This is a genomic window from Ignavibacteriales bacterium, from assembly GCA_016700155.1.
In the GTDB taxonomy this organism is placed as follows: Bacteria; Bacteroidota; Ignavibacteria; order Ignavibacteriales; family Ignavibacteriaceae.
In genome coordinates, this window is sequence record CP065001.1 from 1,340,146 (window position 1) to 1,364,712 (window position 24,567).

Genomic DNA, 24,567 nt, shown 5'->3' on the forward strand with positions numbered 1-24,567 from the left:
GAGTTTTATTCTGTTTTCAACATTCAAAACAAAAGGTTAAAAATGAAAAAGAACATTTTAATTTTTCCGGTTATGGTTCTCTTAATTCTGATCGGCGGACAAAAATTATTTGCGCAATGTTCGGATGCCGGTGTTTGTTCAATCAGCGGGCATCATTCCGAAGAAGAAAGCACAACACCGCTTACAATTTCTGCTTCATATAAATTTGGAAGCAGCGGCAAAGATGAAGATGTAAAATTCCATTCCTTACAACTTGGAGCTGGTTATAACCTTTTTGACAACAGTTCGGTTCAGCTTTCACTTCCGTATAACATACAATCGGGTCCTGCCGGTAATGTAAGCGGAATAGGGGATTTGATTTTAAGCTGGACTCAAAAATTATTTTATGACGGCACTTCATCTCTTGATGCTTCTGTAGGAGTTAAACTGGCATTGGGTGATGATAACAAAGATAATCTTCCGCAGGTTTACCAAAGCAGTCTTGGCACAAACGATTTATTAATTGCTCTTAACTATACTTATGACAAAATAAGTATCGGCGCCGGTTATCAGCTTGCAGGCGGAAGAAACAATAACCTGCTTAAACTTGAAAGAGGCGATGACATTCTTTTGCGCGGCGCTTATGAGTTATCATTTGAAAAATTCCGTGTTGTTCCCCAATTACTTTTTATAAAACGGTTATCCAAATCAAGTATAGTAAATTTTCTTTCAATGGCACCGGCTGAAAGTTATATAGATGTTGAAAAGAGTGATCAGTCGCAGCTTAATCTGCTTACAATGATTGAATATTCCGTAAATGAAAACTATTCATTGTTTGCTGATGTTGCTGTTCCCTTCCTTAAAAGGGAAGTTAATGTTGATGGACTAACCCGTGCATTCAGTGCCTCAGTCGGGATTAAGTTATTAATTGAATAAACAGTAAAATATTTTTGATGCTTCATAGTTGAGTTAATGATTGAACTAAAATGTTAGAAAATGATTTTTCACCTGAACCGGATTTTTCTTTCAACCGTAATATTTCTTCACTGCCGGTAAAGCTTTACAGGGATATTCCAAGGCAGCAGAACGGTATTCCATTCGATATTTACAACTATGAATTTCTTTTTAGTGATGCTGAAACAGTTCGCTTAATACGGAACGGTTTAACTATAGGATGCTTTTATATAGAATCTCCCGGAATGCGCTCGTTATTAAAAAGACTTGATGTTGAAACTTTTGAAATGCTTACCGCCGCAAGTTCAATCATTCGTCCCGGTGTTGCGGAAAGCGGAATGATGCAGGAATTTATTGCGCGTCACAAAGATCCTTCAAGAAGAAAATATCTTCTTCCTGAAATGGAAAAAGTTCTTGGAGAAACTTATGGTGTGATGATCTACCAGGAAGATGTAATTAAAGTTGCTTACCACATTGCCGGCTTAACTCTTGATGAAGCGGATGTTCTGCGCAGGGCAATGAGCGGTAAAATGCGCTCGCATGAAGCGATGAAATTAATAGTACAAAGATTTTTTCAATCCTGCGAAGCTAAAAAAATACCTGCTGAAATATCAAAAGAACTTTGGCGGCAGATAGAATCATTTGCAGGTTATTCATTCTGCAAAGCTCACAGCGCAAGCTTCGCGCTTCTTTCTTTCCAGGTCGCTTATTTAAAGGCGCATTATCCGGCAGAGTTTCTGGCTTGTGTATTAAACAACGGCGGAGGTTTTTATTCAAGAGCAGTTTATATACAGGAAGCAAAACGTATCGGGATAAATATTCTTCTTCCCTGTGTTAATGAAAGTGAAAAAGAATACAGGGGCAAGGACAGGGAAATACGCATAGGACTAATGGCTGTAAAACACTTTTCCTATTCATCGGTAGAACAAATAGTCATGCAGAGGAAGGAATTCGGCAGGTTCGTTTCGCTCGCCGATTTTATTGTAAGGGCAAGGATAGGAATAAAAGAAACACAACTTCTTATCAAATGCGGGGCAATGGATTGTTTTGGAGAAACACGTCACACTCTTTTAAGGCTGACGGATATTTACTTCAACAAACTTAAAATGCTTGAAGAAGGTTACAATGATCTTTTCAGTTATGAGTCATTTGAACTTGAAGAGATTGTAAAAACAAAAAAAGATTTTTCGCTTGAAGAAAAATGTATTGCCGAGTATGAAGCCTTCGAGTATATGGTGACAAAACATCCGCTTGAGTTCTTTACCGAATGGGATAAAAAATTATCCTTAACTCATTCAGACCAGATGAAAAAGTATCCCGGCAAAAAAGTTAAGATGATAGGATGGTATATGTCATCAAAAAGGATAAGAACAAAAAAAGGTGATATAATGAAGTTCCTTTCCTTAGAAGATATGACAGGTACTTTTGAGGCGGTTATCTTTCCGCGCGCTTACAATAAGGTCGCCGAAAAAACTCTTTCAATGGGTCCTTATATAGTTGAAGGAAGAATCGATTCTCAAAACACCAGCAACATAATAGTAGAAGACCTTCAGATACTTGCCCACGAAACAGTTAAACTTGAAGCACAGAATGACAGCGCTGAAAAGTATTATACACCGGATGATGAAGGTCTGAGAGAAACAGACATTTATTTTGCAACATCTTTAAATGCGGAAAAACTAAGAACGGCTTATGCAGGGTAAGACAGAAAATGTTTTTTGTAAACAGCAGGAACCTTGACCAGGTTCATATTATTCAGGATTAAAAAAAATGTTCCCTCTTCACATGCATTCAAGTTATTCACTGCTCGAAGGTGTCATCACAATTGATGAGATACTAAGTAAAGCAGTTGAGTACGGATTAAAATCCGTTGCGCTTACAGATACGAACGGAATGTATGGACTGGTTTCTTTCTATAAAAAAGCAATGGAGAAAAAAATAAAGCCAATACTTGGCGCTTATATCGATCAGCCGGAGGCAGATAGTCATCCTGAATTTATTTCAGGATCAAAGGATGTAAAAAAAAACTATAAAGGCAGCCTGAGCCAGGTTCAGCATGACCTTCAATCAGTTTGTAATGACACTTCAGGTAGCACAAAAAGAATTTACGCTATCTTTCTCGCAAAAAATTTTAACGGTTATTCAGATATATGCAGAATTATAACTGCAAGAAAGCTGAAGGAAAATTTTTCTTTGTTCGAAGTTCTGCAGGATGAAATGCCTGATGTTTTTATCCTGACAAGTTCAATCGAACTTTTGCGGAACATTCCAAACTATAAAAATATTTTCGCTGAACTCATCATAACAAAAAAGAACAGGCTTAAAGCAAGGAGTCTGTATGACTTTGCAGTAGAAAAAAAAATCAGGTATGTGATCTCAAACCCTGTTTACTTTTCTGAACCAGAAGATTGCCAGCTTCATAAAGTTGTTACAGCAATAAAAAACAGAAGCACCGTTGATAACCTTTCTGATGATGACATTGTTGATGAAGAATTTTATTTCAAACATCCGGCAACATTCAGTCATCTTAAAGATAAACTGCCCGAAGCTTTTGCGAATATGGAATTTATAGCCGAACACTGCAATGTGGATCTTGGTCTTGGTAAACATAAAATCCCATCCTTCCCTGGTACTACAAAACAGTCTGCTTATTCGCTGCTGGTGGACGAGACTTATGAAGGGCTTGAAAGAAGATACGGGAAAACAGATGAGAGCGTTAAACACAGGCTAAATGAAGAACTGCATGTTATAAATGAGCTGGGACTTTCTGATTACTTTCTTGTCGTTTATGATATTTACCAGGAAGCAAAAAGAAGAAAGATGATGACGCTTACCAGGGGTTCGGCGGCGAACAGCCTTGTATGTTACTGCCTTGGTTTAACCGAAGTCGATCCGGTTAAGTATGATTTTTATTTTACAAGATTTCTTAACAAGAGCCGTTCCTCATTGCCTGATGTTGATATTGATTTTAGCTGGAAGGAACGTGATGAAATTGTTCAGTACATTTTTAATAAGTACGGCTACAGTAAAGTAGCATTCATATCAACTCATGTTACAATGAAAGCACGTTCTGCTTTCAGGGAAACAGCAAAAGTATATGGCTTTTCTGACAGGGAAATTTCGAAGTTAAGCAAGTTCATCCCATGGACTGATGCAAGAAACCTGCCTGATATTTCGCAGCGATTTCCTGAGGCACGTTCGCTTAATTTTAAAAATGAACCCTGGAAAAGTATAATTAACATTGCATCACGGCTTGCAAATTTTCCGCGTCATCTCAGTATTCATCCCGGCGGAATAGTTATCTCGCCATCGGCGATTACAACTTTTACTGCGCTTGAGTATGCTAAGAATAAAGGTGTCGGTTTAATAATAACCCAGCCTGATATGTACGGAGTTGAAGATCTTGGACTTGTAAAAATTGACCTGCTTAGTCAAAGATCATTAGGTGTGCTGAGAGATACAATTCAGCAGGTAGGGGAGAGCAGTTATTTTCTTTCAGCAGAAAAGCATCTTTATAATTAGAGGAGTTAACAGATGCAGAAACAATCAAACTGTTTTGGTGAGATAATTATTTCAGCTTAGTGCTTTTAGTTCTTTAGTTAATTCTTCTTTGAGAAAAGAAAATTTATTTGCCAGGTAATACTTTCTTTCTTTTTCATCAAGGATCGAACCAAGAGTTACTTTGTACTCCGGTTCTTTGAAATTATTTATAACATTTAATGAAGAAGATAATTTTTCTTTATCGGCTGGCAGGATTATGCCGCGCATAAGCAAAAACTCAATATCGAATGCATCACGGATTAGTTTTCGGGATGTGAGAGCTTCAATTTTATTTTTCATCATTTGGTTAAGTGTTAATGCTTTTAACTGAACCTGTTTATTTGTAAATCTTGAGAAAGCTATTTTGCGTTCCCACTCAAAGTCAGTTTGTTCTTTCCTGATTTCAATTTTCAGACTTCGGTTTATGCGTGAAGATTTAACTTCAAAAAGGATAGTATTCTTTTTGTTAGCTGAATCAGTCAGGATGTAATAATCATTCAATAATATTCTGCAGGAACTATATATCTTCTTAGGATCACTTTTAGAATCCAGCCAGAAATCGAGATCAGTTGAATACCTGTTAAGGTTATGACAAAGGCGAAGCATCGTGCCTCCTCCGAAGTAAAGTGAGTCAAGCACTCTTATACTGTTTAACAATTCAAGTACTTCAATTTCGAGTATTTCTAAATCTTGTAAGAGACGCATAGCTTCTCCCAATATTTAATAGTTCTTGGATTTGTGTTTTTTAAGAATGTATCAACTTCAGTACGATTAAGTTTACGAAAGTCTATTGCATTAAAATCACAATCATATTTGCCGATGGACGATAGATAAACAACATCGGCAAAAGCCTTTGCCGGGGATGCTATGAAAAAGTTTTCATTTAAAATAAAACCCGAATAAAATTCTTTGCTCACAATGAAATACCTAAACGCAGTTTCATTCACTTTTAATAATCGGCTTCTTTTTAATGCAACTGATTCAATAACATTTTGCTGCTGTTGAGTCGAAATATTATAATACATCAATGCAGTACTGAGTGATATATAAGACGGTGTTTGAAGAAGGTTTGCTGTCTGGAAAATCTCTATTTCATCAAGCTGTTTAAATTTTTCAGGAGTTATATAAAAGTTTTTTTTTATCCTGAGTAAAAGTCCTTGTTTAACATAACGATTTGCGGAAACTTTAGCGGAGTCTTTTTCAACAGATAAAATCCTTGAGATATCCTCAATGCTCAGTATCTTTTTTTCGCTCTTATTTAATTCATTTATTCTCATAGTCTAAATATAGATAATTGACAGTAGTGCTAACTTACTATATTTAGTATAAATATTCAATTTATGGTGTACTTATGCCCAAATATAACATAGGAACAGCAGGCTGGTCATATAAAGACTGGGTTCCGAACTTCTATCCTAAAAATCAGTCAGGTGGTTTTGACTGGCTGCAGTTTTATTCACATTACTTTAATTGTGTTGAAGTAAACTCGACTTACTATACTTATATCAGCCCAAAAATTGTTCATGGTTGGATAAACAAAGTACAGGATTCAGATGACTTTATCTTTCATATAAAACTTCATCAGGATTTTACTCACAAAAGAAAGTATGATGAACAAAGTATCAGTGCGGTTAGATTTAATCTTGAACTGTTAAAGAAATCTGAAAGACTTGGCGGATTATTGATACAGTTTCCTTATTCATTTTCGTTTGATGGAAATTCTGTACAGCATATTCAAAAACTGAAAAATATTTTTTCGGATATAAGCTGTTTTGTTGAAGTCCGTCATTCAAGCTGGAATAATAAAAGAGCGCTGGAATTCTTTGAAGAAGCTGACATAACATTTTGCACAATCGATCAGCCGCAGATTGGAAAGGCGATTGAGTTTGAACCGATAATAACGAATGATAAAGCATATATCCGGTTTCATGGGAGGAATGTTGAAGCATGGAAAAAATCCCTTGCAAATTTCGGGAAAGAGCAGAGTTATGAAGAACAAAGTTCGCGTTATAAATATTTATACTCACCAGGTGAGCTGGTTGAAATAGTGCAGAAGATAAAGTCGTTAAGCGAAAAAGTAAAAGAAGTAAATGTGATAATGAATAATCATCCGCAAGGTGATGCGATAGCAAATGCGTTTGAGTTGATACATCTGCTTGAAGAGAAAGATAAAGTCGTAATGCCACCAACTATAATTAAGGCGTACCCAAGGCTGGAAGAAGTTATGGTGAATTAAAAAAATAATCCCCTCCTCTTTGAGGAGGGGTGTTCCGATGAAATCGGAACGGGGTGGTGTAGTTATATGAAGCAAAACAAAGAAAAAATATTTAACAAAAAAGAAATTAAACCTAAAAGAAAAGAACTGAGGAATAATCTAACTTTTGCTGAAGTTATTTTTTGGCAAAATGTAAAAAACAAGCAGGTCGCTGGAAAAAAATTTAGAAGACAAACAAGTGTTGGTAATTATATTGTAGACTTTTATTGTTCTGAAGAAAAATTAGTAGTAGAACTTGATGGGGAAGTTCATTTTAATGAGGATGCTGTTAAATATGATAATGAAAGAACTAAGTTTCTTGAGTCAGTAGGATTGAAGGTTATTAGATTTGAGAACCTTGAAGTTTTGTCTGATATCGATGACGTTTTAAAGAGAGTTGCAGCATGCTTCAAGCAAAACACACCACCACCCCTGCTTTTGTCTTCGACAAAAGATTCCCCTCCTCAAAGAGGAGGGGATTGAAGAGTTTTTTATGCGAACAATATTTCATCTTGACCTTGACGCATTCTTTATTTCCGTAGAGAGAATTCTCGACCCCAAACTTAACGGCAAGCCTGTTGTAGTCGGTGGAGATCCTAAATACGGACGCGGTGTTGTTGCCGCCTGTTCTTATGAAGCACGTGCTTATGGGCTGCATTCTGCAATGCCTATTCGGCAGGCGTATAAACTCTGTCCGCATGCTATTTACATGCACGGACATGGTGATGAGTACACACATTTTTCTAAAGCCGTAAAAAATATTCTTGAACAGTATTCACCTCTGATTGAGCAGGCATCTATTGATGAGTTCTATTTGGATTTCACCGGCTGTCAGAAAATCTATGGGTCTATGTTTGCATTCGCATCGTTCATTCAATCTGAAATATGGAAAAAACTTTCACTGCCTTGTTCAATTGGAATTGGCAGTAACAAAACAATCGCAAAGATTGGTTCTGACTGCATGAAGCCGCAGGGTATTACATATATATTACCCGGGCTTGAAAAAGAGTTCCTTTCACCAATGCCTGTTGAAACAATTCCAGGAGTCGGTAAAGTACTTGCCAAAGATCTGCACAGCAAAGGATTCAGAACAATTGGTGATATATCTAAAACTCCGTCTGATTATTTCTCCGCAGCTTACGGAAAATACGGAGTTGATCTCTGGCGAAAAGCCAATGGTGAAGGAACGGAATATCTGACTATAGAAAGAGAACGAAAAAGTATTTCACGCGAAAATACTTTTGGTGAAGATATTATGAATATCGAAAAGATCAGAACATCTCTATTTTATCTTACAGGAAAAGTTTGTCACAGTCTTCGTAATAAAGAATTAATGGCATCAACAATAACAATCAAGTTGAGATATACAGATTTTGAGACAATGACAAGATCAAAAACAATAAAGATTACAGATGATGATAAAGTTATTTTTGAAATTGCCTGGGACCTAATGAAGAAAGCACATACACGAAGGGTTGGTGTAAGGTTAATTGGTGTTGGCGTAACTAACCTTACAACTTTTAGCGAACAGGAATACCTGTTTGAAGATTATGAAATGAAGAGAAAAAAAATGTTAAGAGCGGTTACGGGAGTAAGAGATAAATACGGATATAAATCGCTTTTATTTGCTGACGGAATGAAATTAAAATCTGAATAATCTCATCCGGGAGGCCAGTTCATTTTTCTGCCGCCAAGAAGATGCATATGCAAATGATACACATCCTGTCCGCCGTTTTTGCCACAGTTAATTACAAGTCTGAAACCTTCTTCAGAAATTCCCAGGTCTGAGGCAATTTTATTTGCAGCATCAAACAATTCACCAAGTAATTTGGAATGTTCGCTTCCTTTTAAGTCACTAACTTTAGGTATTTCAATTTTAGGAATTATAAGTATATGATGCGGTGCCTGAGGATTTATATCTTTAAAAGCTAGCACAGAATCAGATTCGAAAACGATTGCAGCAGGGATTTCTTTCCTGATGATTTTAGAAAAAATTGTCTCACTCATTTTCATTCACCTTTTTCGATGTCATACTTTTTCATTTTGTTATAGAGATGGCTTCTTTGAATATCAAGTATTTCAGCCGTCTTACTTATGTTCCAGTTATTAGCTTCAAGCTGTTTCAGGATAAAAGCTTTTTCCGCTTTCTCTTTAAATTCCTGGAACGAGTTGTTGATATCGATCAAATCGCCGATTGAATTTTTACTTGCAGAATACAAAAACTCTATATCTCTTTTTGTTATTTCAGACTTACCAACGATTATGATAATTCTTTCAACAGCATTACGGAGTTCACGGACGTTGCCTGTCCATTGCAAAGATTGTAAAAACTTAAATGCGTCTTCGGAAAACTTAACTGATGGCTTTTTGTGTTTTGAAACTATGTCATTTGCAAAATGCTCGATCAGGATTGGAATATCTTCCACTCTTTCTTTTAGGGGAGGAATATGGATCGGGATAACATTCAATCTGTGATAAAGGTCCTCCCTGAAATTTCCTTTTTCAATTTCGTCTTTGAGATTTTTATTAGTGGCAGAAATAATTCTTACATCAACTTCAATTTTTTTACCGCCGCCGACTCTTTCAATTTTTCCATCTTCAATAGCACGCAATACTTTTGCCTGAGCCTGTAAACTCATATCACCAATTTCATCAAGGAAGATTGTCCCTTTGTTAGCTAACTCAAATTTGCCAATGCGCTGCTGCACCGCACCTGTGAATGATCCTTTTTCATGACCGAATAATTCAGATTCAATTAATTCATTTGGAATAGCAGCGCAGTTAACTTCAATAAGTGGTTTTGCTTTTCGTTCACTCTTATTGTGAATGGCTCTGGCAACTAGTTCCTTACCTGTTCCGTTGTCTCCGGTTATTAAAACTCTTGTATCAAGAGGAGCGACCTTATCAACCATTTCAAGTATGTTTTGAATTGCTTTACTCTTTCCAAGAATTTTATTGTCGCCATGCAAAGATTTTTTATACTCGCGGTTTTCAGTAAGCAGGTTCGATTGCTCTACAGCATTACGGATACTGATTAAAAGTTTATCACGATCAATTGGTTTTTCAATAAAATCGAATGCACCAAGACGTGTAGCTTTAATTGCATTCTCTAAGCTTGCATGAGCTGAGATAATGATAACAGATAAAGTAGGTTTAATTTCTTTCACCTTGTTTAGCACTTCAAAGCCGGTCATTTCGGGCATCTGAATATCAAGCAGCAGAGCAGAGAAATCAGTTGCATTTACTTTTTCAATTCCCGCGGAAGCACTTGTTGAGTAATCTACATTATAGTCTTCATACTCAAGAATCATTTTAATGCTTTCGCATATCTGAAGTTCATCGTCTATTATAAGGATAGAATTCATTGTGTTGGTCTTATATAAAAAAGTGTTGGTTGAATTAATATGTGAGAAGGACGGACTTTATCATTTTCTTTTAACATTGAGCCAAACAGTTGTCCGAGTTTGTTGGTCTGCATATCACGCAAATCGATTGATGATTGTACTTTAAATTCCGCTTCAAAAACTTCCACAAAATAACCAATTAGATTTCCTAAATCAAAAATGGTTGAACCGTTCATCAAATAAGCTGAACCGAAAAAATGCGCACATTTATCCTTGTCTCCATATTCATTTTGCGGCGAATCAAAATAAAGATAACGGGGAAGTTTTTCGTTTTTTTCTAGAAAAGTTTTTTCATCCGCGGAAATGAGCGGATAATTCACAATGCTGCCGACTAAAGGTATCTGTATTGGAACTTCACGGTAGGGGACACAAGCAAATGCTAATGCTAACAATGCCTCCTGTGTATCACCGCAATTTTGTCTGACAGAAAAAACAAATATTGAATCAACGATCTGTAAATCACCTTTATCAGTGTTGCTTTCGAATGATGCTATATATTCGGAAATACTGTTAACATTTATTGAAAGTTTGCTTTGCTGGGGAAATATATCCATCGCCATAGAAAATATTGAAGCAACTAAAACAAACTTAAGAACGATTTTTTCAGGTGATTTTTGGAACAACTTTTTCAGAGATTTTTAGTAGCGAAAAAAAATAATAATTTGATATTAAAATAAATATTTACTTATGAAGTTATATAACCCGTTCAGTAAAAAGTATTCTCATCTTAAATAGTATGTCTGTAAAAAAAATAGTTAAACTTTTTCTAATCAATGTACTTATAGTAGTGCTAATGTTTATTCTTGCTGAGCTAAGTGTAAGGGTATTTCTGCCACAAATAAAATTGCCGGGGACTGAATCTACGCTTCTTCAAGACAGTATTTATTTTGATTCACAAGGGTTAAGAAAAAATGCAGTTGGTAAAAGCATGGGCGTTTTGAAGCAAACAACTGCAGTCAGAACCTGGAAGTATGTAAAAAATAATAATTCGAATAGAAGGACATTATTCCTTGGGGATTCAGTAACAATGGGGATAGGTATTGAGAATGATTCAACTTTTTGTGGATTAATAAATAACGCTGATACAAGTATCAGGGTATTTAATCCTGCGTTGATTGGTTATTCTGTTTATGATTATAAAAATATTGTACGAAAAATTCTGGTTGATGATGGAAATCAGAATAAGATTAGTGAAGTAATAGTTTGCTGGTGCCTTAATGATATTTATTCAAACGAAATAATTCAAAATGTTCCTCAGGCTACAGATGAAACATTATTGGGCAGGGTTTTAATATTCTTTAGAAGCAATTCGTACTTATACCAGTTTGTCAAAAATCTTTTTAGAGATAGATCGAAGGAATATTATTTGTTCGATGATAACTTTTATTCGAATAACAATAAAACGTTTCTGAAAGGATTAAAAGATCTTGATGAGATTATAACTTTGCTGAATTCAACCAATGTAAAATTAAAAGTTTTACTGCTGCCTTATGAGTTTCAGATAAGAGATAACAATTATCGAGAACTAAATAAACCTCAACATTTATTAAGTGAGTTTTTAAAATCCAGGGATGTAGAATTTTATGATATTGCCAAAGCTTTTGATGGTAATGATGAAAATATTTCTGACTATTATTTATATGGAGATGGGCTTCACTTTTCTGAAACAGGGCATAGAATCGTTGCTAATTACATTTTGAAAGAAATACTATACTAATCAATTATGTCTGAATTACACCCGGATTAAACTTAGGCATTTCAGGATTATTATTCGCAACTTCCAAGCACATTGATATCCATTCACGGGTAAAAGCAGGATCAATTATTTCATCAATCCAAAGTCGCGCGGAAGCATAAACCGGATTACTTTTTTCATCATAAGATTTAAGAATATCAGTGAGCAGTTTCTTTTTTTCTTCATCACTGAATTTATGTCCGCTCTTTTCTTCCTGTTTTAGTTTGATATCCATTAAAACACTGCTTGCCTGAGAGCCGCCCATTACAGAAATTTTTGCATTAGGATACGCAAATATAAATCTTGGATCATAAGCCTTACCGCACATTGCGTAATTGCCGGCACCAAAACTATTACCAACAATAATTGTTATCTTGGGAACAACAGAGTTCGCAACTGCATTAACCATCTTTGCGCCGTCCTTAATTATACCGCCTTGTTCTGCTTTGCTGCCTACCATGAACCCGGTAACGTCCTGTAAAAATATCAACGGGATTTTTTTCTGGTTGCAGTTCATAATAAACCGTGCAGCCTTATCTGCCGAATCAGAATAAATAACTCCACCGACCTGCATCTCGCCTTCCTCAGTTTTTACAACTGAACGCTGGTTTGCTACAATTCCAACAGCCCATCCATCTATCCTTGCGTAAGCAGTAATTATGGTTTTACCGTAACCGGATTTGTATTCGTCAAGTTCAGATTTATCAACCAAGCAGGATAACAAATCATAAGTATCGTATTGTTTTAAAGTATCCTCCGGCAGGATACCATAAATCTCTTTTGGTGAATGAAGAGGCTGACTGCTTTCAATTCTATCAAATCCTGCTTTATTATTTGTTCCGAATTTTTCTACAAGACTTCTTATCTGCTTTATACACTCTTCATCATTTTTCATGACGTAATCTGTAACACCGGAAATGTTGGATTGAACTTTTGCACCGCCGAGTGATTCATTGTCAATTACTTCACCAATTGCCGCTCTAACTAAATGTGAACCTGCAAGAAAAACAGAACCCTCACCTTCAACAATTAAGGCTTCATCACTCATTATCGGAAGGTAAGCTCCACCCGCAACACAAGGTCCCATTATAGCGGCAATCTGAGGAATTCCCATCGAGGACATTTTTGCATTATTGCGGAAAACTCGTCCAAAGTGTTCTTTGTCCGGGAAGATTTCATCCTGTAACGGAAGGAATACTCCGGCACTATCAACGAGATAAATTATCGGAAGATTGTTCTCCATTGCAATTTCCTGTGCACGAAGATTTTTTTTAGCGGTAACAGGAAACCACGCACCGGCTTTTACTGTTGCATCGTTAGCAACTATGACACAAAGTCTGTTGTGAATTCTTCCAATCCCATAAACTGTTCCTGATGAAGGTGCGCCTCCGTATTCACCGTACATTCCATATGCTGCAAATGTGCTTAGCTCATAAAATGATTTCGGATTATCAACTAATGAATTGATTCTTTCTCTTGCTGTTAGCTTACCTTTAGCTTTGTGTTTTTCAATTGCTTTCTGTCCGCCGCCGAGTTTTATTTTATCTTTTTCTGCTGAGAGTTTCCGCAAGAGTTCTTTTTGATAGTCATCCCGTTTGTGAAAGGATTCGGTTTCAGGATTTATTGAGCCAACTTTTTTCATATTGATAGATTTATTTCTTTGAAAAAGGTGAAAATAGTTACACGGAGAACCACTGAGAAAGCACAGAGAAACACGGAGATTAAGATTCTTTCAATAAATCCCGTGCAATTACTATTCTTTGAATTTCAGATGTACCCTCGCCGATGGTTAAAAGTTTTACATCACGATAAAATTTTTCAACAGGATATTCTTTTATGAAACCATATCCTCCGAAAATCTGTACAGCATCGTTTGCTGCTTTTTCGGCAATCTCACTCGCAAATAGTTTCGCTTCTGCTGCTTCTTTGGTATTCGGGATTCCGTTGTCTTTCATCCACGCTGCGCGATGTGTAAGTAATCTTGCGGCTTCAATATTGGTTGACATTTCTGCAAGCTTAAATTGAATTGCCTGAAAATGTGAAAGATGTTTTCCGAATTGTTGCCTCTCTTTTGAGTATTTGACTGAAGCATCAAGACAGCCCTGTGCAAGTCCGACGCTTAATGCGGCTATTGAAATTCTTCCACCCTCAAGTACTTTCATTGAGTTAATAAATCCCATTCCTTCATCACCGCAAAGGTTTGATAAAGGTACTTTACAATTTTCAAATGCGAGTTGTGTTGTATCGCTTGCACGCATTCCAAGTTTATTCTCTTTCTTGCCTATGATAAATCCCGGCATTCCCTTGTCTAAAATAAATGCTGAAATTCCTTTCTTACTTGCTTCCTTATTTGTGATTGCCATAACAACAGCTACTTCACCTACTGTACCATGAGTAGTAAACTGTTTGCTGCCATTTAAAATCCAGTTGCTACCATCTTTTACCGCGACGCTTTTTAACCCGGCTGCATCACTTCCTGAATATGATTCAGTTAATCCCCAGGCACCAATTTTTTTTCCGCTTGCGAGATCAGGAAGATATTTTTTCTTTTGTTCTTCACTGCCAAATAAATTTATGTGGTTGGTGCATAGTCCGTTGTGTGCTGCAACAGACAACGAAACTGAAGGATCAACTTTTGCTAACTCTTCAACAATTATAGCATACTCCATATAGCCAAGTCCGGCACCACCGTATTCTTCAGGAACAAGTATTCCCATGAAACCCAATTCGCCAAGTTTTTTCATTATCTCCATAGGGAATTTTTGTGATTCATCATACTCCATTATATATGGTCTGATGTGTTGTTCTGCGAAGTCACGGATTGTATTTTTTATTTCCAACTGGCTGTCAGTCAATTCGGAAATAAATTGAGTTGCTGTAATTTCCATTACATTCCTTTCCGGTTTATAAATAATTATTAATTGTCCCTCAGTAGAATCAGAAGGAAGATAGCACTGTTAACGGCGAACTAAATATGATTTTTAAAATTATCGACGATTTCTTCTGCTATATGGTAAGGGGAAAGATTTCCCAGAACTACTTTTTCTAATGATGAATTTAAGGAATTTTCTCCAACTTCACGCCACAACTTTTCACGAATTATTTCTTCAACAATTTCTTTTATTCTTATACGAGCCCGTTCTTCACGTTTCAATTGAAATTTACCCGATTCAATTAAATAATTGTTATGACGTTTTATCTCTGCAGCGATTTCATCAATGCCTTTATTCTCTAAAGCGATTGATTTAATTATTTCAGGCATCCAGGATTTTTCATCATGATCGCGCATCATTAAAATTGTTTTTAAAGTAGTAACTGCCTGCTGTGCTGAGGGTCTGTCACTCTTATTGACAACAAAAAAATCAGCAATCTCCATTAACCCCGCTTTCATTGCCTGAACTGCGTCACCGGATTCCGGAACAAGTACAACAATAGTTGTGTCAGCAGCATTTGCAATATCAAGTTCAGACTGACCAACACCAACTGTTTCAAAAATAATTATATCGAATCCGGCAGCGTCGAGTACATCAGCGGCATCAACAGCTTTTTTACTTAACCCGCCAAGGCTTCCGCGTGTTGCCATACTTCGGATAAAGACCCCCGGGTCCTGACCAATTTCTGACATTCGTACACGATCACCAAGCAATGCGCCGCCTGTAAATGGACTTGTGGGATCAACAGCAATTATTCCTACGGTTTTATTTTCACCACGGTATAATTTTGTAAGCTGATTTGTGATTGTACTTTTTCCAGCGCCGGGTGGTCCGGTTATTCCTATTCGATAGGCGTTACCAATCTTATGATAAATTTGTTTTAGAAGTTCAGCGGATTTTCTGTTTGAAGTTTCAACTACTGTTATAGCTCGCGCAACTGTTCGACGATTGTTGGATATAAGGTTATCAATAAATGTATTACTAATCATTGGATCTGTTACAAACACATTTCTAATTTAATTGAGTGCGGAAAAAATCAACTGTTTTTTGGAGTCCTTCTTCAACTTTAATTGATGGGCGCCAGTTTAGTTCTTTGTAAATTTTATCTGCGCTGATCACGCTTCGCATCTGCTCACCCGGTGCGGCAGGTCCGTGCTTTTCTGAAAAATTTGCGCCGGAGATAAGATTAATCTTTGAATAAAGTTCATTCACATCCGTTTCAATTCCGGTTCCTATGTTGTAAATAGAATTATTGTTATTGCTTAATGAAATTATATTCGCTCTAACAACATCACCAACAAAAACATAATCACGAGTTTGCTTTCCGGTTCCATTAATTGTCGGCTGATCTTTCTTTAATAAACGCGAAGCAAAGATTGCAACTACACCAGCCTCTCCGAAAGGATTTTGTCGGGGTCCATAAACATTTGAATAGCGGAGTATATTATAGTTCAATCCGTACTGTGCGTGATAAAAATAAATATATTTTTCTACTGCAAGCTTTGAAATACCATAGGGTGACAGAGGATTAGTTGGATGATTTTCATCAGCAGGGAAGTATGATTGTTCACCATAAACTGCTCCTCCCGTTGAGGCAAAAATTATTTTCTTAACTCCGGTTGAAATGCAGTTCTGTAAAAGATTAATTGTCCCGATGATATTGCAATCCGCATCGAATGAAGGATCAGCGACTGATCTTCTTACATCCATCTGCGCAGCGTGGTGATTTATCAGGTCAAATTTTTCATTATTAAATAATTCGGAAAGATCTTTATCGCGGATATCTGCTTTTACAAATTTTGCTTTGGGATTAATATTCTTTTCAAACCCGGTTATCAGGTTATCCAGGATAACTACATCGTGTCCTTCGTTAATATAACCGTCTGCAATTTGGGAAGCGATGAAACCGGCTCCCCCAGTAACTAAAATTTTCATTTATTCCTTATATAAATTTTGTGCGCTAATATATTCCATTACTTTTTGCGGGACAAGAAAATTAATGGGCAGATTTTTCTTCACCCTGTCCCTTATTTCTGAAGCGGAGATTTCAATCTGTGGTGTATCAAGCAACACAGCGTTTGAAAAATATTTGTCCGGATTTAGAGGATGTGATTTAATTTTCCTATCCATCACTACAAGCTTCGCAAGGTTTAGGATCTCATCGGGATCTTTCCAGGTACTAAATTCTATTAAGTTGTCATAACCTATAATCATTTCAATGATATTGGTTGAGCGCTTCAATTCACGTATAGTATCAATTGTATACGAAATACCACTTCTGTTAAGTTCAATTTCAGATACTTCAAAATGCTTAATACCATTGACAGCAAGTCTTAACATTTCTAAACGGTGTTGTGCTGATGAAATTTTCTTCCCTGTTTTATGAGGTGAGATCAGGTTAGGTACAAAAATAATTTTAGAAAGGTTTCTTACTTCGTATACAAATTGAGCAGTTATTAAATGACCGAGGTGAACGGGATCGAATGTTCCGCCGTAAACTCCAATTACACTCACCTTAACAATTCCTTGTATTCAATAAAAAGATTAGTAAACCTTTCGTGCATTTCCTGGCTGCAGTAAGTCCAGCTCTCTCTTCTTGATAAATCTTTATACAGAAGTTTAAAATCATCAAGGGTTAACACATTGATAAAATTTTTCATCATAAAAATGAAGTACCGGGAAGGTTCGACTCTTCTAAGCAGGTTATCAACGGTTAATGATTCTTTCTGGAAATCACCAAAAAAATCCCTGTTAAAATTATTAAAGCCAAGAAGTGAAATAGTCCCGTCATCTCCAGTGCCTACAACAAGGGTTTCGTCGTCTTTTGATAGTAGTCCGAATATTTTCTGAATATGCGAAAGGGAGATTCCAATAGTGTGTGAAAAGATCATAAGGTTCTTCGGTGTAAAGGAAAAATATTTTTCAGATAATACTTTCAGGCAGGATTCGGGATCATTCATATCGCTGTATAGTGTAGTGATATTTGCTTTTAGGATTTCGGACGGGACATAATTCTTGTCAGCATTATCAAAACATAATGTAAGGTTTAACCGAGGATTTAGAGTATAAAGGTTTTGAAAGTTTGTTGTGAACAATGTGCTGTTAAGCGCAAGACTGTCAAACTCACGCAGAAAGGAGTAGTTCCTCTGCTTTTGAGGATTGAAAATCGGTTCCTTTGAAAACAAAAATATTGATGAATTTCTTTTCATATAACTTTTATATCCCCCGCTGGTTTTCCTAACAGATTTCCTATAAAGTTTCTGTAATGTAAAACTTCCTGTTCATAATAAATTTTACTTGAACCATGAGAATTTTTAAGCTGCATTTTTCTAAAAGCCAGAGTGGTTGCAGCTTTAATATAAATGGTTCTTATATTTTCATCAACCCATCCGCGTTTGCGCCTTAATGATGAGTTAAGAATGCTAAGATGATCTATGGGTATTATACCATTATTAACTTCTTCTATAAGCTCTGTAAATAAAACTTTTTTCTCACTCATAACGGATAGTGAAAATACCACTGTGAATATTATCACTGTAAATCCCATGAAGAGAAATCCAAGCAATGCTGTTGATTCAAAACTTACGCTGAAGTTCCAGGCAAAATGTATAAACATTGCAGAAAATAATCCGGCAACTCCAAGTGCAAATTTTGAACCGGTAGTTTTAAATTTTGCGTAACCCAGGAAAGCACCGAATGTGGCTGTTGCTACGCAATGCATAACGGCTGAAAACAGTGTTCTTATTACAACAATCACTATCCAGTTTGCGACAGATGTGCCGTACGAAACAAAGTAGAAGAAGTTTTCAGTCATCCCGAAACCTAATCCAATTGCACCGCCGTAAACAATTCCATCTGTCATATTATCAAATTTAATATTTCTTATCGTCAGGAAAAGAAAGAATCCTTTTGTTATCTCTTCAACCAGCGGGGCAATAATAATTGTTTCGGTGCGAGCAAGTAAATCTTTATTTGACAAAAAATAAGAAACTAAAGATGAAAGAATGCTGCTGCCGATTACCGCAAGAATAATTGCGCCAAGCGCACCCCATAAAAAATTCAGCAGAACCAACCCGATTGGTTCACGGTCATACCTGTCAACAGCCCATATGATTGAGAGATAAAGTAACATAGGCACAACCGCAGCAACCGCTGATGCAAAGATTAACATTGCACCACTTCAACAGTTTGAAATATTTTTTTTATCAGCATATTTTAATATTGGAAGAGGTTGGAAAATATCAAAATTAAATTTATGGATGACATCGACCAATCAATCATCATTTTTCTTTTAGCCAGGATAACATTTCCTTAATGCGCGGGCGTTTTCCGTAAGACAATATACCTATCCTGAAAATCTTTGCGGAAATTGTTATCGTCACATAAATCGAAATGAACAGTACAAGTGATGTAAGAAAAAACTCGTAGTAATCAATTTCAGATATATTCAATCGAAGCATCATAATTGACGGCGTTGTTAACGGGAAATAGGAAAGTATTCTTATTATCAATGTATCAGGATTCTGTATTGCTGTTATTGCAAACACGATCGGAAGAATGAGTATCAAACTTATATAACTTGTTATCTGCTGCGCTTCCTGCTCAGTTGTAACCACTGAACCGATGCCAACAAAAATTGCGGTGTAAAAAACAAATCCCAGCAGAAAATAATAAAGCATTGGCAGAATATTGGTAAAGGCTTCAAAAGGTATTAAGGTGCTGCCTGCTAATATAGTCCCGATAACAGCCCATAAGAGCAGCTGAGTCAATCCCAGCATGCTGAGTCCTAATATTTTTCCAGCTAACAGTTCATCGGCGGTTGTACTCGAAATTAGTATCTCAATAAGTTTGTTTGATTTTTCTTCTACAAGACTTCTGATTAACATACCGCCTGAATAAAGTATCATCATCATAAGCAGCATAATAAATACGAATGATGAAAAAAATATGATGAGAAAATCGGATTGAGTTTCATTCCCGGCTTCATCAATTTTGATTGAAGAGAATTCAATATCCTTCGAGATATTTGATTTTTCTTCATCGGGTATTCCATACTTCTCAAGTGAGTAACTTATTCTTGTTTCATTAAATGCGTGTTCCAACCTGCGTATATCCCTGTTGCTTGCTGTGGATTTACTTCTGAATTCACCACGCACAGAATCAGTTCCACCGTTAATAATTAAAATGTATCCGTCGAGATAATCGGATATCACTTTCATATCAGCAGATGCTTTTAGATTTTCTTCTGTCCTGTTTTGCTGAGTAAGATCAATAAAAATATAATTTGGCTGACCGTTCTTTAAAATATAACCGTCAATTTTTGCAAGCATTCTTGTGTAAAAAATTTCAGAAGTATCAACTATGCCAATAGCCTTTGAAGTGTTTTCCTCCTGTTCGGCAAGTATCGATGGCAGAATTGAAAATAATATTATTATGCCGGGAGTGATGATCAGTGAGATGATGAACGCTCTTGTTTTTATTTTTTCCAAGAATTCCCAGCGGGCAATTGTTAATATCTTTCTCATTTAACCTCACCGGTTTTTGCCCTGTTGACCACATCAATAAATATCTGGTTCAGTGTCGGTTCAAGAATTGAGAAGTGAGTGATCGAGATTCTGTTAACGAGCAATTTCAGAAATTCTGATGGAGCTACTTCAGACTCTAATTTTATTTCCGCGTAGTTGCTGTAAACATCCAATTGTTTGATACCGGGAAGCGATCTTATTAGTTCAGGGTTGCCTTCAAAACCAATCTTAACATGATTCTCTGCAAAACTCTTTTTAATGCTTGCCAGACTTCCACTGCAGACATCTTTCCCTTTATCTATAAGGAGAATTTCAGAACATAATTTTTCGGCAGTATCCATCTGATGTGTTGAGAGAATAATGATCATTCCGGAACTAATGAATGAAAGCAGCAGATCCTTTATTTGCTGCTGATTGATTGGGTCAAATCCGCTGAAAGGTTCATCAAGTATTAAAAGCTGCGGATTGTGTATCACTGAACAAATGAATTGAATCTTCTGTTGGTTTCCTTTTGAGAGTTCCTCAATTCTTTTGTCTTTTAATCCTGAGATGTTCAATTGTTGAAGCCATTCCTTTGCCCGTTGAATTGAAGCATTCGCCGATAGTCCCTTCAATTGCGCAAAGTATTTTATTACATCTATGACTTTACTTTTTTTATAAAGCCCGCGTTCCTCCGGTAAATATCCGACTACATTATAAAAATGAGGTGAGACGTCTTTTCCGTCAAATCGAATTGAACCGGAAGTGGGTTTTATAATATTCAGTATTGCTCGGATTGTTGTTGTTTTACCGGCACCATTTGGTCCGATTAATCCAAAAATTTTTCCTCTGTCAACAGTAAATGAAATATCCCGGACAGCAACAAGGTCTTTATATTCTTTCCTAAGATTTTGAACAGTCAGCATTAAGTAGTTTAAGATTCGATAGCTTTTTAAAATTTTAATATTGAATAACTCGCTGGCAAATCTAACTAATTATAAAGAATTAAACGAGAATTGAGTTGAGAATCGCGTGTCAGCAATTTACTCTGTCTGCCGGTTCCTCAAAAATTATTTTTCCAGCCACAAGTAGGATGAAAAGAAATCGTCAAATTATATCATATGAAAATATTTAAGAACAAATAGGGAGCGAAGGATCGATGCAGATGAATAAGTTATTATTATTGATGATTATTTTTTCAGTCCAGGTGTTTAGTCAGAACTATAGCATGAAGATAAATCTCAGTGATGGCTCATCAGTTGACGTCAGTGTGGATGAAATAAAAAAGATAAGTTTTGTTATACCGACAGCCGTAGGTGATGACTCTCAAAAAGAAAAAATAAATTCTTTCCGATTAAATCAGAACTATCCTAATCCGTTTAATCCTTCAACAACAATTACCTACCAGATTCCGGATTACTCAAATGTAAAAGTGAATATCTATGACCTGAGCGGACAGCTTATTAAAGAATTAATCAATGAACCTCAAGGTAAAGGCGAATACAAAGTTGTTTGGGATGGAACAAATCAAAATAATTTTGCTGCAGCCAGCGGAGTTTACATCTATTTAGTAAGAAGCAATGATCGTCAGATTTCCAAACAAATGATCTTATTAAAGTAACCTGATTAAGAAGAGAGAAGAAATTGAAAAAAAATATTCTAACCATTATAACGCTATTTGTTTTTTCGTCTGTAACACTGCCACAATATTTAAAAGTAGAGAAACAAAACGGGGAAACACTTGAATACACTTTATCGGATATTGACAGTATTACCTTCAACATAGAAAGTCTTGAAAAACTAAGTACTCTAAACCAGATATTATCTTTTGACAAACTTATCATTCACAATTCCGGAGTAATAAACGAAATAGCAATTTCTGATATTGTTAACATTGCTTTCAATGATACAGGCACAGTTATTTATTTTCAGACGACGGGTGGGTTAAGTCAGTATAACATTTCAGAAGTCGATAGTATCACATTCAGCGGTATTTCTGATTCTACAGTTTACATAGTTTATAATGAATCGGGTGTCGGTGTTACAAATCCATTAGCAAGTCTTGGAGTTTTAATTGAAGTACAGGGATCAGATGTTGTTGTTAATTCAACAGCCGGGATAAGTGATATTAACTATGTTTTATCAGGTATGACTTCGGATGGTATGTTTAAAATTTACTCGGACAAAAAACTTAATCTTCATTTGAACAACGTTCAGATAACTAATAATGACGGACCTGCAATCAATATTCAGTCTAGTAAAAAAATAACAGTAGATATTGTCGAAGGCACAAACAATATTCTTACAGATGGAGTTGTCTATTCTACTCCACCCGATTCTGAAGATCAGGACGCAGCTTTTTTCAGTGAAGGACAATTAATTTTTACGGGTAACGGAATCCTTGAAATAAATGCAAACGGTACGGATCAGCACGGAATTAAGAGCGATGATTATATAGAAATTAATAGTGGCAGTATTAAGATAAATCATTCTGTAAAAGATGGAGTAAATGTCAATGATGGTTTTTATATGTTCGGTGGTAGTCTTGATATAACTGCCACCGGTGATGGAATAGATGCCGACGAAAACTTTATAGAAATTTATGATGGCTCAGTTACAGTACTAAGTTCTTCTCAGGATGTAAGCGCATTAAAAGCTGATAGTCTGATATCCATTTCAGGAGGTCTTATCGATATTACTGTTCAGGGTAATCAGTCTAAAGGATTAAATTCAAACCGAAATATTGAAATTAGCGGAGGCAATTTTCAGATCAATACTTCTGGTGGCGTAGTTCTTGAACCTTCTGGATTCGGTTTTAACCCTTCGTATTGTACCGCGATAAATGCTGATTCACTTGTTCGAATTGATTCTTGTACTGTAACGATCAGTACAAGCGGGGGAGGATCAAGAGGAATTTCTTGCGATGGACTAGTTATTATTGAATCAGGAACAATGAGTATAGTTTCAACGGGGAACGGAGCTACCTATACTAATTCAACAGGTCAGACAGATGCCTACACCGGACCTTGTATAAATTCTGATGGCAGGATTTATATATCGGGAGGTGAAACTTCATTGTCACATTCCGGAAGAGGTGGAAAAGGAATTTATTGCGACGCTCAAATAATTGTAGGATCAGTTGACTTACAGCCAACACTGAATGTTACAACAACTGGTCAATCCATCACAATTAGTAATGGAAATTATGCAGAAGCAAAAGCTATCTCAGCCGATAGTCTGATTAAAATTTACAATGGAAATATCACAATTTCCTCTGCGGATGATGGGATCAAATCAAAGACATACGTAGATATAAATGGCGGTACACTGAATATCAATAATTCCAAAGAAGGAATTGAAGCTCCGAATATTTTTGTTAATGGCGGAGAAGTAAGAGTTAATGCAACAGATGATGGATTTAACGCAACCTACGGCAATGGTGGTGAATTTGATGATGGAAGTAACCTAACTTTCAACAATGGTTATGTATATGTAAGTTCGACGCAGGGTGATGCCATAGACAGTAATGGCGATGTTAATTTTAACGGAGGGGTAATTATCGTGCACGGACCTCAATCATCACCTGAAGTCGGAATGGATTATAATGGAACTTGTAAGGTCACAGGTGGTTTTGTTGTAATCTCGGGGACAAACTCTAACATGACACAAGCTCCGGGAAACACTTCAACACAGCGTTCTGTTCTTTTAAGAACGTCACAGAGTCTTAATGCAGGAACACTTTTCCATCTCGAAGATACAAACGGGAATACTCTTTTAACCTTTGCACCAAACCGAAGATATTACTCAATAGTATTTTCTGATTCTGCATTAACAAATGGTACATCTTACAGAGTTTATACGGGTGGAAGTTCAACCGGAACATTAAAGGATGGATTGTATACCGGGGGTACTTATTCAGGTGGAACACTTCGTACTACATTTACGCTCAATAATATTGTGCAGACGGTCACATTTTAAAATTTAACCAATCAACCTTATTCAATAATACTGATGCCGGGTAAAAATAATTATCCGTCATTTTTTAAGAATCTTCATTTTGAAGCATCTGTATTAAGGAGTTATCACTTTTCAAATTAGATCTCTTGCAGATCGAATAGGTGACGTATTTAAGCGGCTGACGTAACTAAAACGAACAAGATTTCAATTATTAGATAAATTCTTAATATTTACGTTCGTTTGTTAAATTTTGGGGAACATCTCATACTCTTCTTACTTCTTTCATACATCAAAAAAGTTGTTTATC

23 protein-coding genes are annotated in these 24,567 nt (G+C 36.2%); 9 read left to right on the forward strand and 14 right to left on the reverse strand.

All coding sequences use genetic code 11. The annotated features are described in order from the left end of the window. Positions 1–42 precede the first annotated feature (42 nt). The 3 genes from IPM56_05525 (at position 43) to IPM56_05535 (ending at position 4,455) form a co-directional block, all read left to right on the forward strand. A complete protein-coding gene (locus IPM56_05525) occupies positions 43–915 on the forward strand; it encodes a hypothetical protein (GenBank protein ID QQS37416.1) in 873 nt (290 codons plus the stop codon). A gap of 50 nt (positions 916–965) precedes the next feature. Continuing rightward, positions 966–2,636: a hypothetical protein gene (locus IPM56_05530; protein QQS37417.1), complete on the forward strand. Its 1,671-nt coding sequence runs from the start codon at positions 966–968 to the stop codon at positions 2,634–2,636. 67 nt (positions 2,637–2,703) lie between these two features. After that, positions 2,704–4,455: a DNA polymerase III subunit alpha gene (locus tag IPM56_05535; GenBank protein QQS37418.1), complete on the forward strand. Its 1,752-nt coding sequence runs from the start codon at positions 2,704–2,706 to the stop codon at positions 4,453–4,455. 51 nt (positions 4,456–4,506) lie between these two features. Here the strand turns inward: IPM56_05535 and IPM56_05540 are convergent, their stop codons facing one another. Both IPM56_05540 and IPM56_05545 read right to left on the reverse strand, forming a co-directional pair. Then, positions 4,507–5,178, reverse strand: coding sequence for a nucleotidyl transferase AbiEii/AbiGii toxin family protein (locus IPM56_05540; protein ID QQS37419.1), 672 nt, complete (start codon positions 5,176–5,178; stop codon positions 4,507–4,509). Then, positions 5,157–5,750, reverse strand: a complete 594-nt coding sequence (locus tag IPM56_05545) for a hypothetical protein (GenBank protein ID QQS37420.1) — start codon at positions 5,748–5,750, stop codon at positions 5,157–5,159. Before IPM56_05545 ends, IPM56_05540 begins: the two co-directional genes overlap by 22 nt. Positions 5,751–5,824: 74 nt before the next feature. Here IPM56_05545 and IPM56_05550 point away from each other — a divergent pair, with 74 nt between their 5' ends. The 3 genes from IPM56_05550 to dinB all read left to right on the forward strand — a co-directional run bounded on the left by IPM56_05550 (position 5,825) and on the right by dinB (position 8,384). Next, positions 5,825–6,709 carry a DUF72 domain-containing protein gene (locus IPM56_05550; protein ID QQS37421.1) on the forward strand — a complete coding sequence of 295 codons (885 nt, stop codon included), beginning with the start codon at positions 5,825–5,827 and terminating at the stop codon, positions 6,707–6,709. Between the two features lie 66 nt (positions 6,710–6,775). Beyond that, positions 6,776–7,210, forward strand: coding sequence for an endonuclease domain-containing protein (locus IPM56_05555; GenBank protein QQS37422.1), 435 nt, complete (start codon positions 6,776–6,778; stop codon positions 7,208–7,210). 10 nt (positions 7,211–7,220) lie between these two features. Then, positions 7,221–8,384, forward strand: coding sequence for a DNA polymerase IV (dinB, locus tag IPM56_05560; protein ID QQS37423.1), 1,164 nt, complete (start codon positions 7,221–7,223; stop codon positions 8,382–8,384). 2 nt (positions 8,385–8,386) lie between these two features. Here dinB and IPM56_05565 read toward each other — a convergent pair whose 3' ends face one another. From IPM56_05565 to IPM56_05575, 3 genes are read right to left on the reverse strand one after another with little or no spacing between them, the layout of a single operon-like run. Beyond that, positions 8,387–8,734 (reverse strand): histidine triad nucleotide-binding protein, encoded by a 348-nt coding sequence (locus tag IPM56_05565; GenBank protein QQS37424.1) that lies wholly within the window; start codon positions 8,732–8,734, stop codon positions 8,387–8,389. A 2-nt stretch (positions 8,735–8,736) separates the two neighbouring features. Continuing rightward, positions 8,737–10,092 carry a sigma-54-dependent Fis family transcriptional regulator gene (locus IPM56_05570; protein QQS37425.1) on the reverse strand — a complete coding sequence of 452 codons (1,356 nt, stop codon included), beginning with the start codon at positions 10,090–10,092 and terminating at the stop codon, positions 8,737–8,739. Beyond that, positions 10,089–10,754, reverse strand: a complete 666-nt coding sequence (locus IPM56_05575; protein ID QQS37426.1) for a hypothetical protein — start codon at positions 10,752–10,754, stop codon at positions 10,089–10,091. Before IPM56_05575 ends, IPM56_05570 begins: the two co-directional genes overlap by 4 nt. Positions 10,755–10,867: 113 nt before the next feature. On the opposite strand from IPM56_05575, the gene IPM56_05580 reads away from it, so the two are divergent. Continuing rightward, a complete protein-coding gene (locus IPM56_05580; GenBank protein QQS37427.1) occupies positions 10,868–11,848 on the forward strand; it encodes an SGNH/GDSL hydrolase family protein in 981 nt (326 codons plus the stop codon). A gap of 4 nt (positions 11,849–11,852) precedes the next feature. On the opposite strand, the gene IPM56_05585 is transcribed toward IPM56_05580, so the two are convergent. From IPM56_05585 to IPM56_05625, 9 genes are all read right to left on the reverse strand, one after another. Then, positions 11,853–13,508, reverse strand: a complete 1,656-nt coding sequence (locus IPM56_05585) for an acyl-CoA carboxylase subunit beta (protein QQS37428.1) — start codon at positions 13,506–13,508, stop codon at positions 11,853–11,855. Between the two features lie 79 nt (positions 13,509–13,587). Next, on the reverse strand, positions 13,588–14,754 hold the full coding sequence (locus IPM56_05590; protein QQS37429.1) for an acyl-CoA dehydrogenase family protein: 1,167 nt from the start codon (positions 14,752–14,754) through the stop codon (positions 13,588–13,590). Positions 14,755–14,834: 80 nt separating this feature from the next. After that, positions 14,835–15,788, reverse strand: a complete 954-nt coding sequence (gene meaB, locus IPM56_05595) for a methylmalonyl Co-A mutase-associated GTPase MeaB (GenBank protein QQS37430.1) — start codon at positions 15,786–15,788, stop codon at positions 14,835–14,837. A 22-nt stretch (positions 15,789–15,810) separates the two neighbouring features. Next, positions 15,811–16,734 (reverse strand): NAD-dependent epimerase/dehydratase family protein, encoded by a 924-nt coding sequence (locus tag IPM56_05600; GenBank protein ID QQS37431.1) that lies wholly within the window; start codon positions 16,732–16,734, stop codon positions 15,811–15,813. Continuing rightward, entirely contained in the window at positions 16,735–17,313 is a 579-nt protein-coding gene (nadD, locus tag IPM56_05605; protein QQS37432.1) for a nicotinate (nicotinamide) nucleotide adenylyltransferase, read from the reverse strand. Then, entirely contained in the window at positions 17,310–18,008 is a 699-nt protein-coding gene (locus IPM56_05610) for a hypothetical protein (GenBank protein ID QQS37433.1), read from the reverse strand. Before IPM56_05610 ends, nadD begins: the two co-directional genes overlap by 4 nt. After that, positions 18,005–18,970 carry a PrsW family intramembrane metalloprotease gene (locus IPM56_05615; protein QQS37434.1) on the reverse strand — a complete coding sequence of 322 codons (966 nt, stop codon included), beginning with the start codon at positions 18,968–18,970 and terminating at the stop codon, positions 18,005–18,007. Before IPM56_05615 ends, IPM56_05610 begins: the two co-directional genes overlap by 4 nt. A gap of 109 nt (positions 18,971–19,079) precedes the next feature. Continuing rightward, positions 19,080–20,324, reverse strand: coding sequence for an ABC transporter permease (locus IPM56_05620; protein QQS37435.1), 1,245 nt, complete (start codon positions 20,322–20,324; stop codon positions 19,080–19,082). Then, positions 20,321–21,229 (reverse strand): ATP-binding cassette domain-containing protein, encoded by a 909-nt coding sequence (locus IPM56_05625; GenBank protein ID QQS37436.1) that lies wholly within the window; start codon positions 21,227–21,229, stop codon positions 20,321–20,323. The genes IPM56_05620 and IPM56_05625 overlap by 4 nt, the downstream gene beginning before the upstream one ends. Before the next feature lie 239 nt (positions 21,230–21,468). On the opposite strand from IPM56_05625, the gene IPM56_05630 reads away from it, so the two are divergent. Both IPM56_05630 and IPM56_05635 read left to right on the forward strand, forming a co-directional pair. Then, on the forward strand, positions 21,469–21,924 hold the full coding sequence (locus tag IPM56_05630; GenBank protein ID QQS37437.1) for a T9SS type A sorting domain-containing protein: 456 nt from the start codon (positions 21,469–21,471) through the stop codon (positions 21,922–21,924). 23 nt (positions 21,925–21,947) lie between these two features. Beyond that, complete coding sequence (locus tag IPM56_05635; protein QQS37438.1) at positions 21,948–24,281, forward strand: carbohydrate-binding domain-containing protein; 2,334 nt, start codon at positions 21,948–21,950, stop codon at positions 24,279–24,281. The last annotated feature ends 286 nt before the right edge of the window (positions 24,282–24,567 follow it).

What these genes read in the sequence shown, in the direction of transcription:
- IPM56_05525 (QQS37416.1), top strand. Translation starts at nt 43, where the DNA reads ATGAAAAAGAACATTTTAATTTTTCCGGTTATGGTTCTCTTAATTCTG.
- IPM56_05530 (QQS37417.1), top strand. Translation starts at nt 966, where the DNA reads ATGTTAGAAAATGATTTTTCACCTGAACCGGATTTTTCTTTCAACCGT.
- IPM56_05535 (QQS37418.1), top strand. Translation starts at nt 2,704, where the DNA reads ATGTTCCCTCTTCACATGCATTCAAGTTATTCACTGCTCGAAGGTGTC.
- IPM56_05540 (QQS37419.1), bottom strand. Translation starts at nt 5,178, where the DNA reads ATGCGTCTCTTACAAGATTTAGAAATACTCGAAATTGAAGTACTTGAA.
- IPM56_05545 (QQS37420.1), bottom strand. Translation starts at nt 5,750, where the DNA reads ATGAGAATAAATGAATTAAATAAGAGCGAAAAAAAGATACTGAGCATT.
- IPM56_05550 (QQS37421.1), top strand. Translation starts at nt 5,825, where the DNA reads ATGCCCAAATATAACATAGGAACAGCAGGCTGGTCATATAAAGACTGG.
- IPM56_05555 (QQS37422.1), top strand. Translation starts at nt 6,776, where the DNA reads ATGAAGCAAAACAAAGAAAAAATATTTAACAAAAAAGAAATTAAACCT.
- dinB (QQS37423.1), top strand. Translation starts at nt 7,221, where the DNA reads ATGCGAACAATATTTCATCTTGACCTTGACGCATTCTTTATTTCCGTA.
- IPM56_05565 (QQS37424.1), bottom strand. Translation starts at nt 8,734, where the DNA reads ATGAGTGAGACAATTTTTTCTAAAATCATCAGGAAAGAAATCCCTGCT.
- IPM56_05570 (QQS37425.1), bottom strand. Translation starts at nt 10,092, where the DNA reads ATGAATTCTATCCTTATAATAGACGATGAACTTCAGATATGCGAAAGC.
- IPM56_05580 (QQS37427.1), top strand. Translation starts at nt 10,868, where the DNA reads ATGTCTGTAAAAAAAATAGTTAAACTTTTTCTAATCAATGTACTTATA.
- IPM56_05585 (QQS37428.1), bottom strand. Translation starts at nt 13,508, where the DNA reads ATGAAAAAAGTTGGCTCAATAAATCCTGAAACCGAATCCTTTCACAAA.
- IPM56_05590 (QQS37429.1), bottom strand. Translation starts at nt 14,754, where the DNA reads ATGGAAATTACAGCAACTCAATTTATTTCCGAATTGACTGACAGCCAG.
- meaB (QQS37430.1), bottom strand. Translation starts at nt 15,788, where the DNA reads ATGATTAGTAATACATTTATTGATAACCTTATATCCAACAATCGTCGA.
- IPM56_05600 (QQS37431.1), bottom strand. Translation starts at nt 16,734, where the DNA reads ATGAAAATTTTAGTTACTGGGGGAGCCGGTTTCATCGCTTCCCAAATT.
- IPM56_05610 (QQS37433.1), bottom strand. Translation starts at nt 18,008, where the DNA reads ATGAAAAGAAATTCATCAATATTTTTGTTTTCAAAGGAACCGATTTTC.
- IPM56_05615 (QQS37434.1), bottom strand. Translation starts at nt 18,970, where the DNA reads ATGTTAATCTTTGCATCAGCGGTTGCTGCGGTTGTGCCTATGTTACTT.
- IPM56_05620 (QQS37435.1), bottom strand. Translation starts at nt 20,324, where the DNA reads ATGAGAAAGATATTAACAATTGCCCGCTGGGAATTCTTGGAAAAAATA.
- IPM56_05625 (QQS37436.1), bottom strand. Translation starts at nt 21,229, where the DNA reads ATGCTGACTGTTCAAAATCTTAGGAAAGAATATAAAGACCTTGTTGCT.
- IPM56_05630 (QQS37437.1), top strand. Translation starts at nt 21,469, where the DNA reads ATGAATAAGTTATTATTATTGATGATTATTTTTTCAGTCCAGGTGTTT.